Below are 13,551 nucleotides of genomic sequence, written 5' to 3' on the forward strand. Positions count from 1 at the left end.
AGAATAGGTTTTTTGGGGTAAGCGGGTGTGTCTGAGCATCTTAAAGTAAAAAAATGATACGATTTTTTTTTGACAGAATGACGACTAGCTGGAAAGTGTTATGGGACTCTAATCGTTTCAGGGTGCAGTTTTTCATGACGTTCCTGCTCTTCGCACTGGTGATTTATTTTTCTTCCTTATACCTAAGCATATTGGAGATTAGAAGAGGCACCTTGTTGTTGGATCCTTTCCTGAACCGGCTTCCGCCAAAAGAATACTCCCTGCCGATTTTCTGCATAGTACATTCCTCGTTATTGATTTCGTTGATATTAATTCTCCTGCAACCAAAACTATTTCTTAAGGCATTGCAGGCGGTCTCGCTGTTACTGATATTGCGCACCATAACGGTTTATGCAGTTCCGCTGGAACCGCCTTCCGGCATGATTTATCTTCGGGACCCGATTACCGGATTCTTCCTGAATAACGTGAATGTGGTGACGAAGGATTTGTTTTTCTCCGGCCATGTTTCCGTCATGTGTCTGTTGATTTATTTTTCCCCGAACAGGTTCTGGAAGATATATCTCACTCTTGCCACTCCGGTGCTGGCGCTGCTCATTATGTGGCAGCACGTGCACTATTCCGTTGATGTTATCGCTGCGCCTTTCTTTGCGCTGTTCTGCGGCAAGCTGATTGATAAGCTGAATGAACGTTGGGCGTTCGGGGTGGATAATATTGAATTAAGCAGTGTTAAGAATTAATTCATTGAACCAATGTGGTGCTACTTTCCTGCGACTGCAACGAATTCTGTTTCCGCTCCAAATCAAAGATGCACTCGTAGGTGGCATTTCTCAGCGCTACTTCCCTCGGGTCATTGGCGATATGTGTGCCCATTTTATTCATGACATAAGCATAGGCAACTCTTTTCTCCGGATCTGCAAACCCACCCGAACCACCTGCCCCAAAAGAGCCGTAGCTTCTGTAATTGATGCCAAAATTCTGAAACTCTGATGGTTTCGCAAACCCCAGGGAAAACGGGATATCCACATGCAATACTAAATCCGTTCTGCCTTTCTTGGGGTGGATGGGAGCGGCTTCCAGAAGCGAAAGCGTTTCTTTCTTGATACCTAGATTCCCTCCCCCTGTCGCAAATTCATTGTAGGCCTGTGCTATGGAACGGGCATTGCCGAAACCATGCGCGGAGCCATTCGGTATTTCCAAGAACTTGCGTTTGTTGAAATTGTTCAGATTCAAAGCGTGTGGTGGATTTAGAAGGGATTTGTAAAAGTAGGAAAACGGATTTAAAATCCCTTTCATGATGTTTCCCAAATCGGAATTGCCGCCTTTGGCCAATGCTTCCTGCGGAAGAAATGGAATGATGCGTGCTAAACGGTGGTGCGGAAACTCTTTCGGCAACCCGATGTGAAAGTCAATGTTTAAGACTTCTCCGATTTCATCCCTGAAAAATACATGCAGAGGCCTTCTAAACGGATCTACCCGTTTGCAGATTTCATTTTGGTACATAGCAATCGTCCAGGCATGGTAGCCTTTCTTTTCGCCGGGTATCCAGAATGGCTTTTGTTTCGCCAGTCGGTTCGATAAGCGTTCCTCATCGTTCAGTACCTCAAAAGAGAGCGTTTTGTCATTGGTAAACAATCCTGCCTGATGTGCCAGCAGCTGCCGGATGGTGATGTTTTCTTTGCCGTTGAAGGCAAATTCCGGCCAATAGACCGAAACCTTTTCATCATAATCCACGAGGCCTTTGGAGTGCAGGAGGGCGAATGCCAGTGACGACAGTCCTTTGGTGGTCGAGAATACGATGGATACGGTATCTTCCTCCCAGGCTTCCGTTTTTTCCTTGTTTTTATAACCTCCCCACAAGTCCACCACTTTTTCTCCATTATGGTAGATGCAGCAGGAGGCGCCGACTTCTTTTCTTTTTTCAAAATTCTCTTCAAAGGCGGTTTTTACTTTCTCAAAACCTTCTTTCGCATAACCATAAACGGGTGTCGCCATACTTCATTTTTTGGACTCAAAAGATACAGAATAAATTCCAACTTTTAATGATAGCTTAATCAAATTCCAAATCTTAAAGGGTATAAATTCTATAACTTGTAATCCTGTTTATATTTCAATCAGTACAATGGGACAAACATTATTTGACAAGGTATGGGATGCGCATGTAGTAGAGTCCATTGAAAACGGACCGCAGGTATTTTATATTGACAAGCATTTTATTCATGAAGTGACTACGCCTCAGGCATTTGCAGGGTTGGACAAAAGAGGCATCCCCGTTCTTCGTCCCAAACAAACAATTGCCACGGCCGATCATAATGTGCCTACCAGGGATCAGGATCTGCCTATCCGAGAAAAATTATCGCGCCATCAGGTCGATACATTAATTGATAATTGTCAACGCTACGGAATCGAATTATACGGGCTTGGGCATCCGTTTCAGGGGATTGTACACGTTATCGGGCCGCAGCTGGGCATCACACAGCCAGGCATCACCATTGTCTGCGGCGATTCACATACTTCCACACACGGAGCTTTTGGCGCGATTGCATTCGGAATCGGCACTTCTGAAGTGGAACAGGTGCTGGCTACGCAGTGTATCCTTCAAACTAAACCTAAGAAGATGCGTATCAACGTGGAAGGTGAATTGGGAAAAGGGGTTACATCCAAGGATATTATTCTGTACATCATCTCCAGGATATCCACCAGCGGCGGCACCGGCTATTTTGTAGAATATGCGGGTTCTGCCATCCGAAGCCTGAGCATGGAAGCGCGCATGACCATCTGCAATATGAGTATAGAAATGGGTGCGCGGGGTGGTATCATTGCGTCGGATGAGATAACATTTGATTATTTAAGAGGACGGGAATTTTCTCCCGTAGATTTTGATGCGGCTGTTGAAAAATGGAAGCAGCTCCAAACAGACGCGGATGCCGTTTTTGATAAGGAATATACTTATGATGCGGCGGACATCGAACCCATGATTACGTATGGAACCAATCCTGCTATGGGTATCCGGATTTCTGATACGATTCCTGCTATCGAGGATGCCGGACTGGAAAAGTCCCTGCAGTATATGGGGTTTGAAAAAGGCCAGTCTATGTTAGGCAAATCAATTGATTATGTTTTTCTGGGAAGCTGTACCAACTCGAGAATGGAAGACCTGCGCTTATTTGCGCAGCTGGTGAAAGGGAAAAAGAAGGCGGAGCATGTGACGGTTTGGGTAGTGCCCGGCAGCAAACAAATTGAAAACCAGGCGAAGGAAGAAGGCATCGATAAGATCTTGGTGGAAGCCGGTATGGAGTTGCGTGAACCGGGCTGTTCCGCATGTCTGGGTATGAATGAAGACAAGATTCCTGCAGGTAAATATTGCATTTCCACATCCAACAGAAATTTTGAAGGTCGGCAGGGACAAGGTGCCCGCACTTTACTGGCCAGTCCGCTGATGGCTGCCGCTGCTGCCATTACAGGAAAAATTACGGATGTAAGAGAATTATTGTAAACGTCATTGCGGGCAGAGCGAAACAATCTTTTGAATCAGTTTGGCAGGATTTCTCACTGCATTCGAATGACAAAATAAGAAAAACATGGAAAAATTCACCACCATACAAACCACCTGCGTACCGCTCCATCTGGAAGATGTGGATACCGATCAGATTATCCCGGCACGATTTCTGAAAGCTACCACCCGCGAAGGGTTTGGTGATAACCTGTTCCGCGATTGGAGGTATAATCCTGACGATACGCCTAAAGTGGATTTTGTGCTCAACGATAAAACCTACCAGGGAGAAATATTGGTGGTTGGCAAGAATTTCGGCTGTGGATCTTCCCGTGAGCATGCCGCCTGGGCCATTTATGATTATGGATTCCGGGTCGTCGTCTCTTCCTTCTTTGCGGATATTTTTAAGAACAATGCATTGAACAACGGATTGCTGCCGGTAGTCGTATCCCCGGAGTTTCTGGAAAGACTGTTTACTGCAATCGAAGCCAATCCGGCTGTGGAGGTGAAAGTAAATCTGGTGAAACAGACGATAGAGCTTACGGCTACGCAGGAAATAGAATTTTTTGATATCAATCCGTACAAAAAAACCTGTATGATTAACGGATACGATGATATCGATTACCTGCTGAGCCTGAAGGGAAAAATTGCTGAGTTTGAGTTAAAGCAGTAGGATGAAAATCAGATTTTATACGTATATTTACTTGTAGATTTATACGTATGACGGCAAAATTGACCCTTTCCATCGATGCCAAGATAATTGAAAAGGCAAAAATCAAAGCTAAAAAAGAAGGCAAAAGTCTGTCTGCTATGGTGGAGGATTATTTGGCGTTTTCCGTACTGGATGTTCCCTATTATAAATCAGAATATATAGAAAAAGTAGAAAAATTGGCTGGGTCATTGAAAATGAAATTACCCAAAGATTTTGATATCAAGAAAGACAAGCAGTCACGTCTCCTTAAAAAATATTATGGTGTATAATGTATTTATTGATTCTGATATCATACTTGATTTTCTTTCCGAAAGAAAACCATTTTTTAAAGATGCCAAACAAATACTCACATATGCTTCTCTCAAAAAGATTAAATTACACACTTCCGCAATTATTTATGCTAATGTGTTTTATGTTTTAAGAAAAGAATTCTCTCCGGCAATGGTAAAATCAAGGTTAATTGACCTTTCAGAGATGATACAGATAGTAAATACGACGCATGATTCAACTAAAAATGCCCTGCATTCCGATTTTTCCGATTTTGAAAATGCCATCCAATATTATACGGCACTTGAAAATAAATGTGCTTTTTTAATTACACGAAATTTAAAAGATTTCGGGAAGGCAAAAAACATTCGTGTATTAACGTCAGCTCAATTTTGTAAATTATTTGTAAAATAAATTAATTGCAACAGCTATCCATCAATATCATTGCCGGTAAAAAAGTCTATTTTATCTCCGATTTGCACCTAGGTGCCCCTGATGCTGCAGCCAGTTCGGAGAGAGAAAAGAAACTTTGCCGTTTTTTGAGTGCTGCGAAATCAGACGCGCAGGCCATATTTCTGATAGGGGATACGTTTGATTTCTGGTTTGAATACAAACGGGCAGTGCCGAAGGGATTTGTCCGTTTTCTGGCGAAATTACTACAGCTCAGGGACGATGGGATTGAGATCTATATCTTCATCGGCAACCATGATTTGTGGATGAAGGATTATCTGAAAAAAGAAATAGGAGCAACAATCTTTGACGACAAAGTTAAACTAGAATGTAATTCCCCTTCAGGGGTCAGGGGTTTCCTGCTAGCACACGGCGATGGCTTAGGTCCCGGCGATGCCAAATATAAAATCCTTAAAAGAATTTTTACCAATAAGCTTTGTCAATGGCTGTTTCGCTGGCTGCATCCTGATATTGGTATAAAAATTGCACAACTTTGGAGCAGGCATACCTTCACGGACCCAACAATAGAGGTATTTCACGGGGAAGAGAAGGAGTGGCTGATTCAATATTGCAAAAGAAAACTGACCGAACATCATTTTGATTATTTTATTATGGGACACCGCCACCTTCCGATGGAGATACAACTCAGCGATAGAAGCACGTACATTAACTTAGGCGACTGGATTATCAACTGTAATTATGCCGTTTACGACGGCGAAAAGGTGAAAATGGTAAAATATGAAGACTGAAAATGGAAATAGCCTGTCTCTTAATTGCACATCGTGTTTCAATAAACATATTTATAGATTTATCTTTATTGTACTGTCTTCTTTATTCTTTATTCCTGTTGCCTTTCCCGGCACCCCCATATATTTTAGAACGATAGAGAAATCAAAGCCGGATGATATTTTCATCAACACGACCAATGACATTTTCCTGTTGAAGAAAGGCATCGTGGAGCGGTATAATTCCGACGGCGTCTTTATCCAGAACTACGGCAGCATTTACATCAACGAACATACGGAAATCATCAGTGTCAATGGATTTAAAACAATCCTGTTTTCACCCGATTACGGGAAGATCATTCAGCTGGACAACCGCCTCCGCGAGCTGGATGTCGTAGATGCATATAGTCTGCAGAATTACATCATTACCTGTATCGGCTCTTCATATGATAATAATTTTCTGTGGATCTGGGATGCCGCTACCCAGCGTTTAGTTAAGATGGACAAAGATCAGAAAGCCATCTTTACCAGTAATACCATCTCCATGTTAACCGGTAAAAAAATTAATCCGAGACAAATCCTGGAATCCGGCATATTGCTGTACCTGGTGGACAGACAGGATGGCATTTTTATTTTTGACAATCAGGGAAATTATATCAAAAACATCCCGATAGAAAATATCCGTAATGTGACTGTTATTGACGGGGCGCTGTATTATGTAAAAGATAATACTATCTACAGTTACGACAATCTCACGTTTACGGAAACGCGTTATACAAAAACACCGGAATTAAGGAATATTCAAATCGGTAAAACAATTATCTGCGGAGTAAACAAAGACGGATTTGCGGAAATCTGGAAGTTTTAATCGGATAGGAGGTCGAGATTTAAACTGTAATATCTCATGTCTCCTAATCACAAATCTCGTCTCTTTTTTATCTCAACCTATCCATCGATTTTACCAGGTTCTCATCGCTTTTAATGCTGCCATACGCCAGCATATTAAAAAGCAGGATGAACAATGGAAGTATCGCCCCGATACCGAATGTATAATTCCGTAGCCCAATATGCTGTGTGACGCCAAAAACAAACAATCCGATCAACGCAACGGAAAGCATGATATTCACCAGGACCAACTTCATCTGTGTTCTTCTGTTTTTGAACAAAAAGATGGAAATAAGGCTGGTAGCTGCGACAACAATAGCGGAAATCATAACCGGAGTGACCTGTTTGATGGCCCATGTTTCTGTTCCGCCCTCCGGTGTCTTGATTTGTCCGAACGGAACGAAGATAAAGGCGATGCATGCCAGTGCAGCCAATAAAAGATAAATGGTTTGAACGCGTTGTATCATAAGGTAAAATTAGGGGGAATATACCAATTGTCAAAAATTAATACTATAAAAATCTGCTATCCCGTATCTTTATAACATGCGTTATTTCATGCGGCTATCCTATAACGGAAAAAATTACTGTGGCTGGCAGCGACAGGAGAATGCTGTTTCCGTGCAGGAGGTGCTGGAGCAGAATTTGTCCAAAATATTTAATGCACCTGTAGAACTGGTGGGCTGCGGACGCACGGATACAGGGGTTCATGCAAAGGAATACTATGCGCATACAGATACGGACGCAGTCCTTCCTGAAAATTTCATATACCGTATCAACCGGATACTGCCTGAGGATATTTCCATTGCTGAGATTTTTGAAGCAGTGGATGATTTGCATGCCCGATTTGATGCCGTCAGCCGGACCTATAAATATTTCATCCATTTTGATAAAAATCCGTTTCTGGAAGATTTCAGTTTTCAGGTACATGAATGGCGGCCGGATATTCAAAAGATGAACCATTGCATACAGCAGCTTTTTGGAGAACGCGATTTTGCTTCCTTTGAAAAAAAAGGAAGTGATAATAAAACCTCAATCTGTAAATTGGAAAATGCTTATTGGGAAACTGCCGAAAACGGCTTGGTGTTCACCATTACGGCCAATCGCTTTCTCCGGAATATGGTGCGCCGCATTACGGCCGCATTATTAATGGTGGGTTTGGGAAAATTGTCTGAACAAGAACTGCTGGATGCTGTTCATGCAAAAGATTCGCTGGAGGTAAAAATTTCGGTACCCGCAAAAGGGTTGTTTTTGTGGAAGATAACATACGATTTTAATGAAAAGTAAGCAGGTAAAAGGCAGTGACTGGGCGACACTCAAAAGGGTGATACGCCTGGCGTTGCCATTTAAGAGATTGTTCCTCCTTTCCTTCGCTCTGGGAATATTGGTATCTGTGGTGACTCCGCTTCGTCCGTACCTGATTCAGATTACAGTCGATAACAACATCATCGCGCAGAATGGAATAGGCCTCGAGTGGATGGGTTTTGTTTTATTGGTCTCGCTGATTGCCGAGTTTTTGGTGAAATATCTATTTGGACTGAATTCCACTAAACTGGGACAAACCATCATGCTGAATTTACGAACACGCCTGTTCAATCATGTGCAAACCATGCGCCTGCGGTTTTTTGACAAAACACCCGTGGGCATCATCACTACCAGAACCATCAATGACATTGAGGCCATTAACAACATCTTTTCAGAAGGATTGATAACGATAGTAGCGGACGTCCTGACCCTGATATTTGTAATCGGATTCATGGTGTTTATCAACTGGAAACTCGCCCTGGTGTGTTTAACGACATTCCCGATTGTATTGATAGCGACCTATATCTTTAAAGAAAAGGTGCGGGTTTCCTTTAATGATGTCAGAGAGAAAGTGGCGCAGCTGAATGCCTTTGTGCAGGAACATATTTCCGGTATGCGCATCGTGCAGATATTTAATGCGCAGGACCGGGAATTTAAAAAGTTTGACAAACTGAACCATGAGCATTATTCAGCAAATGATAAGTCCGTGTTGTATTATTCCATCTTTTTCCCGGTGGTTGAAGTCATTCTGGCATTAGCCATCTCTTTACTGATATGGTACGGTGCACATCAGGTGATGAACGGGTTTGCAACAGTCGGGGTGTTTACTTCTTTCATATTATACCTGAATCTCGCCTTTCGTCCGTTGCGTATGCTGGCGGATAAATTCAATACCCTTCAAATGGGCATCATCGCATCCGAGCGTGTTTTCCGGTTGTTGGATACGGAAGAGAAAATAGAAGATAAGGGCAAGCTGGCTCCGGAAAAGATAAAAGGGGACATTGAATTTAAAAAGGTATGGTTTGCGTATAACGATGACGAATATGTGCTGAAAGATATTTCTTTCAAGGTGAATGCCGGAGAAACATTGGCCATTGTAGGTGCCACAGGTTCGGGAAAATCATCTACGATTAATATTCTCAACAGATTTTATGAAATCCAGCAGGGAGAGATCTTACTGGATGCTGTAAATGCGCGCGAATACAAACTGAGTGCCTTGCGGTCTAACATAGGAACCGTGCTGCAGGATGTTTTCCTGTTCTCCGGTACGGTGATGGATAATATTACCCTGAAAAATCCGCTCATCTCAGAAGCGCAGGTGATAGAAGCCAGTAAGCTGGTGGGTGCGCATGATTTCATCATGGAACTGCCCGATGGGTATAAGCAGAATGTGATGGAGCGCGGCGCTACATTGTCCGTTGGCCAGCGACAGCTGATTTCATTTATCCGTGCATTGGTGTATAATCCCCAGATCCTGATACTGGACGAAGCCACGTCCAGTGTAGATACCGAATCTGGAAAACCTGATACAGCATGCCATAGAAACCCCGGTGAAGGGCAGGACTTCCATTGTGATTGCACACCGCTTATCTACGGTGCAGAATGCCGATAAGATCATGGTGCTGGACAAAGGAGAAATTAAGGAGATTGGAACACACGAGGAGTTATTGCAAAAGGAAGACGGCTATTACAGAAAACTCTATGAGATGCAGTTCAGGAGCGAATTGCTGGTTTGATGAATGCTGTATATCTATCAGCGGCTTCATTCGGATTTTATTATTTCATTTTTTATTAGTATGATATAAAAAATGATTCGTACATTTATATATTGGTATTTAATGCCTTATAGATGCAAGCCAGACGAATCATGAAATATCTCAAATATCTCCCGCTTTTCTTTCTTTTCTGCTTCAGTTTATCCTGTAAAAAAGAAAAAGATACCAACACACCAGGTTCTTATGTATTAGGTCCAAAAACTGTTATCATTGATAATTCCACTTCGCTGGTACTTGAATCTTTAGACTCAGTTAAAGTGGTATTCGATGGAAATACAACCCAATTAGAAAGTTTAACGGTTGGAAGTATCATTGTTTCTGGAATTACTACCAATGCGCCCTATGGTTTTTTAAGGAAAATCACCAACATTCAAAAAAGCGGCACTATTTATACATTTACAACCGTTGAAGTATCCCTGCAGGAAGCCTTTTAAAGAATTGCATATTGATTATACAAAAACTTTTACACCGGCAGATTCGGCATGTAGAATAAACGGTGTTGAGTTTTCGCTCGAATTTCCAAACATAATATTATACGACGGCGATGGAAATAATAGTACTATTAATGATCAAATAAAATTAAGTGAAAATGTAGTAATGACTCCAACATTTCATCTGATTATTGATATTGGAGCATTGGGGACCAATTATTATAAAGTGGAAGGTTCTTTTGAAACGGCATTACAGCAATCGATAAGTGCCGGTGGCAGTGTGGGTAGCATTTCGAAGAAAGTAAAGATTTATGAACAACCATTAGCTCCGATAACGTTATTCGGGTTCTTGGTAATTAATCCGAATCTGAATTTAAATATCGGAGCAAATGCATCCATTAATGTTTCTGTTTCTGCAACCCAAAATATAAACAGCAATGTTAGTGCTTCCTTAGAATATAAAAACAGTACCTGGAATAAAGATTATACTCAAACCATGCAAGCTACCTATAATTTTTCAGGGATTAATGGTAATGCAGATATGAAAATATTTTTAGAACCGGCTATAGAATTTAAATTATTTGATTCAGACAATTTAGAAGCGAGTGTTTCCGCACAAGGCTATGTAAAAGCATCCGGTACTTTATTGCCAGTTCCGGATTGCGAATTGAAAGCAGGTGTGAGTGCGGGAGCAGAAGCTAAATTTTTAGGTATTGCCTCTGTATCCTATCCTGAGATTTTTGACTATTCCAAATCATTGTTTACTTGCTCCACCAATCAAGCACCGACAGCAGATTTTAGTGCAAGCCAGACAGCAATTACAACAGGCAATTCTGTCAATTTTACGGATTTATCTACAGGTAATCCAACAAGTTGGTCGTGGAGTTTTCAGGGAGGCACACCTGCAACATCTACCTTGCAAAACCCTACCAATATTCAATACAATACAGCTGGCACTTATACTGTTTCACTTGTAGCAACAAATGCAAACGGTAATGATACAAAAACAAAGACTGGGTATATTGTAGTAAGTGATGTTAACCCACAACTTCCTACTTTAACAACTACTGCTATTACGAACCCGGCAAATACCACAGCCACTTCCGGTGGAATTATTACGAGCCAGGGTACCAGTTCCGTAACAGCAAGAGGCGTGTGTTGGAGTACTGCACAAAACCCAACTATTGCAAACAGCAAAACAACAGATGGCACAGGCACAGGAAGTTTTACAAGCAACCTTACAGGTTTAACAACCAACACTACCTATTATGTACGTGCGTATGCCACCAATACGACTGGCACTTCTTACGGTAACGAGCAAAGTTTTACCACTACAGGTAGCTTAGCAAATTGTGGCACTGTTACAGATATAGATGGAATGTATATAATACAGTTACTATTGGTACACAATGCTGGATGGTAGAGAATTTGAAAACCACTCGATATAATGATGGCAGTGCCATACCTACTGGTTTGAGCGGTTTAACATGGGAATATACCACTTCTGGTGCTTATGCCATTTATAATAATGACCCTGCCAACAAGGCCACTTATGGCATGCTATACAACTGGCATGCAGTAAATACTGGTAAACTAGCACCTGCTGGCTGGCATGTACCTACAGATGCAGAATGGACAATCTTAACCACTTATTTGGGCGGTGATAGTATAGCTGGTAGAGTTATGAAAAGTATAAATTTATGGTTGAACCCAAACATAGGTTCAACCAACAGCAGCGGTTTTACAGGTCTTCCTGCAGGTTGGCGGGACGGCTTTGGTTCATTCGGCGCTATTTGGAACTATGGGTACTTTGGACGTCTACGGAGAATTATACAACTTATGCATGGTCTCGCAGTCTGTCTCGCTATAATTCAAATGCGACTAGGAACTCTAACTATAAGGGGAGTGGCTATTCTGTCCGTTGTGTAAAAGATTAAAAATATAAAACTGTACTATGAAAAAAATATTCTTACTTGCTTTTGTTTTAGTTAGCATTTTAAAATTAAATGCACAATCTATGTGCGGTACTGACGAATACGATGCATACTTAAAAAGAACCAACCCCACATACGCAGCTGAACGGCAAAAAATGGAACAGGAAATTTATTCTATTCTAAAAAATAAACATAATAATCCGAATGCTCGTATTACGCAAAATGATTGTCAACCTAGTGGTGTTTTTACTATTCCAGTGGTTTTTCATGTTATACATTTAGGAGAGCCAATTGGTACGGGTACTAATATTTCTAATGCTACTATTACATCTTCATTGGCAAACTTAAATCAAAGATTTAGAAGGATTATTGGTGATGGTGTGGATTTGGAAATACAGTTTGCTTTAGCAGTTCGTGATCCAAGTGGAAATGCAACAACAGGCATTAATCGAGTAAACGGAAGTAGTGTGCCAAAATATTCCTCACAGGGAGTACATCTATTTGATACATTGAGTGCAGATGGAATAAGAGTAAAGGATTTATCATTGGCCAAGAGATCAATATCTGAATATTTGGGTTGGGAAAATAGATGTTTGTGGATATGCTAATTTTCCTACTGATGAAGAGCACGAAGGTGTCTTTGTAGAATATAATTGTATATGGGGTGGTTTATTAGCACATGAGATTGGACACTACTTTTCATTATATCACACATTTGATGGGTTACAGGATGCTAATGGTTGTCCTTATAATAATAACTGTTTAGCAGATGGAGATAAAGTTTGTGATACACCACCACATAATATTGATTCCTGTACCACCATGACGTGTTCAGTAAGTGGTGATTTTCAAAATGTAAGAAAGAACTATATGAGTTATTGTGGAGCATCATTATGGAGCAGATTTACTGTAGGTCAAAAAGAAAGAGTACGTGCTGCTTTATATGGAGATTATAGATGGAGTTTAGTTAGCTCTCCTGCACTTCTACCAATTAATACGGCCTTAGAAGTTGGAATAGATAGTGTATTAAATAATTTAAGTGAACCTATATGTAATGGTAACTTTTTTCCTAAAGTTAAAATTAGAAACAGTGGTACTTCAACTATTACGAATTTGAAAATAACTACATACCTAGATAATTTGTTGTTAAATACAACAAATATTAATGCTAATCTTACAAATAATAGTTTTGCCGTTTATACTCTTAATAGTATTGACCTTTCTAGTTCAGGTACACATAATTTAAAATTTGTTATATAGGAAATGAATGGTAACACTAGTGATTATCAGAACATCAATAATCAGGTTTGTAAAGATATTTTGGTAAGAAACAATCCATTAAATATCTTATGCCTTAATTTAGAAGATAATAATATCAAATCTGGAATTTCTTGAATCTCGTTTAAATAATCTTCGTTAATTAGTGTTTCTGGTTGCTCAAATATTGGCAATAAAGCATTAAAATATGATAATTCTATAATATCACTTTTAATTATGGCAGTTATTTTTCTTCTTCTAATCCGTTTTATTTATCAAGTTTAACTTAGATTCTGTTTATTCGGCATACCCCTACATTTGAT

General features: G+C 40.7%; 15 protein-coding genes and 1 pseudogene. 14 read left to right on the plus strand and 2 right to left on the minus strand.

Translation table 11 applies throughout. The annotated features are described in order from the left end of the window. The first annotated feature begins 53 nt into the window (after nucleotides 1-53). Entirely contained in the window at nucleotides 54-737 is a 684-nt protein-coding gene (locus tag IPM95_12405; GenBank protein ID MBK9330074.1) for a hypothetical protein, read from the plus strand. A 1-nt stretch (nucleotide 738) separates the two neighbouring features. Here the strand turns inward: IPM95_12405 and IPM95_12410 are convergent, their stop codons facing one another. Continuing rightward, nucleotides 739-1,992 carry a beta-lactamase family protein gene (locus IPM95_12410; GenBank protein ID MBK9330075.1) on the minus strand — a complete coding sequence of 418 codons (1,254 nt, stop codon included), beginning with the start codon at nucleotides 1,990-1,992 and terminating at the stop codon, nucleotides 739-741. 127 nt (nucleotides 1,993-2,119) lie between these two features. Here IPM95_12410 and leuC point away from each other — a divergent pair, with 127 nt between their 5' ends. From leuC to IPM95_12440, 6 genes are all read left to right on the plus strand, one after another. Continuing rightward, the gene (gene leuC, locus IPM95_12415; GenBank protein MBK9330076.1) at nucleotides 2,120-3,493 is read left to right on the plus strand and encodes a 3-isopropylmalate dehydratase large subunit; all 1,374 of its coding nucleotides are present in this window, start codon (nucleotides 2,120-2,122) and stop codon (nucleotides 3,491-3,493) included. A gap of 85 nt (nucleotides 3,494-3,578) precedes the next feature. After that, the gene (leuD, locus tag IPM95_12420; protein ID MBK9330077.1) at nucleotides 3,579-4,163 is read left to right on the plus strand and encodes a 3-isopropylmalate dehydratase small subunit; all 585 of its coding nucleotides are present in this window, start codon (nucleotides 3,579-3,581) and stop codon (nucleotides 4,161-4,163) included. A gap of 47 nt (nucleotides 4,164-4,210) precedes the next feature. Next, entirely contained in the window at nucleotides 4,211-4,471 is a 261-nt protein-coding gene (locus IPM95_12425; GenBank protein MBK9330078.1) for a hypothetical protein, read from the plus strand. Further along, nucleotides 4,464-4,883: a PIN domain-containing protein gene (locus IPM95_12430; GenBank protein MBK9330079.1), complete on the plus strand. Its 420-nt coding sequence runs from the start codon at nucleotides 4,464-4,466 to the stop codon at nucleotides 4,881-4,883. Before IPM95_12425 ends, IPM95_12430 begins: the two co-directional genes overlap by 8 nt. 20 nt (nucleotides 4,884-4,903) lie before the next feature. Then, complete coding sequence (locus IPM95_12435) at nucleotides 4,904-5,668, plus strand: UDP-2,3-diacylglucosamine diphosphatase (GenBank protein MBK9330080.1); 765 nt, start codon at nucleotides 4,904-4,906, stop codon at nucleotides 5,666-5,668. Continuing rightward, complete coding sequence (locus tag IPM95_12440) at nucleotides 5,658-6,512, plus strand: hypothetical protein (protein ID MBK9330081.1); 855 nt, start codon at nucleotides 5,658-5,660, stop codon at nucleotides 6,510-6,512. Before IPM95_12435 ends, IPM95_12440 begins: the two co-directional genes overlap by 11 nt. Before the next feature lie 67 nt (nucleotides 6,513-6,579). Here IPM95_12440 and IPM95_12445 read toward each other — a convergent pair whose 3' ends face one another. Next, on the minus strand, nucleotides 6,580-6,996 hold the full coding sequence (locus IPM95_12445; protein ID MBK9330082.1) for a DUF4293 domain-containing protein: 417 nt from the start codon (nucleotides 6,994-6,996) through the stop codon (nucleotides 6,580-6,582). Nucleotides 6,997-7,072: 76 nt separating this feature from the next. Between IPM95_12445 and truA the strand changes: the two genes are divergently transcribed. The 7 genes and pseudogenes from truA to IPM95_12480 all read left to right on the plus strand — a co-directional run bounded on the left by truA (nucleotide 7,073) and on the right by IPM95_12480 (nucleotide 13,231). After that, nucleotides 7,073-7,813, plus strand: coding sequence for a tRNA pseudouridine(38-40) synthase TruA (gene truA / locus IPM95_12450; protein ID MBK9330083.1), 741 nt, complete (start codon nucleotides 7,073-7,075; stop codon nucleotides 7,811-7,813). After that, nucleotides 7,803-9,567, plus strand: a pseudogene (locus IPM95_12455) (ABC transporter ATP-binding protein). The gene truA and the pseudogene IPM95_12455 overlap by 11 nt, the downstream one beginning before the upstream one ends. A gap of 113 nt (nucleotides 9,568-9,680) precedes the next feature. Further along, nucleotides 9,681-10,040 carry a hypothetical protein gene (locus IPM95_12460; GenBank protein MBK9330084.1) on the plus strand — a complete coding sequence of 120 codons (360 nt, stop codon included), beginning with the start codon at nucleotides 9,681-9,683 and terminating at the stop codon, nucleotides 10,038-10,040. 163 nt (nucleotides 10,041-10,203) lie between these two features. Then, nucleotides 10,204-11,460 (plus strand): PKD domain-containing protein, encoded by a 1,257-nt coding sequence (locus tag IPM95_12465; GenBank protein MBK9330085.1) that lies wholly within the window; start codon nucleotides 10,204-10,206, stop codon nucleotides 11,458-11,460. Continuing rightward, nucleotides 11,454-11,966: a fibrobacter succinogenes major paralogous domain-containing protein gene (locus tag IPM95_12470; GenBank protein ID MBK9330086.1), complete on the plus strand. Its 513-nt coding sequence runs from the start codon at nucleotides 11,454-11,456 to the stop codon at nucleotides 11,964-11,966. Before IPM95_12465 ends, IPM95_12470 begins: the two co-directional genes overlap by 7 nt. A gap of 25 nt (nucleotides 11,967-11,991) precedes the next feature. Beyond that, complete coding sequence (locus IPM95_12475; protein ID MBK9330087.1) at nucleotides 11,992-12,579, plus strand: hypothetical protein; 588 nt, start codon at nucleotides 11,992-11,994, stop codon at nucleotides 12,577-12,579. After that, nucleotides 12,509-13,231, plus strand: a complete 723-nt coding sequence (locus IPM95_12480) for a hypothetical protein (GenBank protein ID MBK9330088.1) — start codon at nucleotides 12,509-12,511, stop codon at nucleotides 13,229-13,231. Before IPM95_12475 ends, IPM95_12480 begins: the two co-directional genes overlap by 71 nt. Nucleotides 13,232-13,551 lie beyond the last annotated feature (320 nt).

This window comes from Sphingobacteriales bacterium (assembly GCA_016719635.1).
GTDB lineage: Bacteria > Bacteroidota > Bacteroidia > Chitinophagales > JADIYW01 > JADJSS01.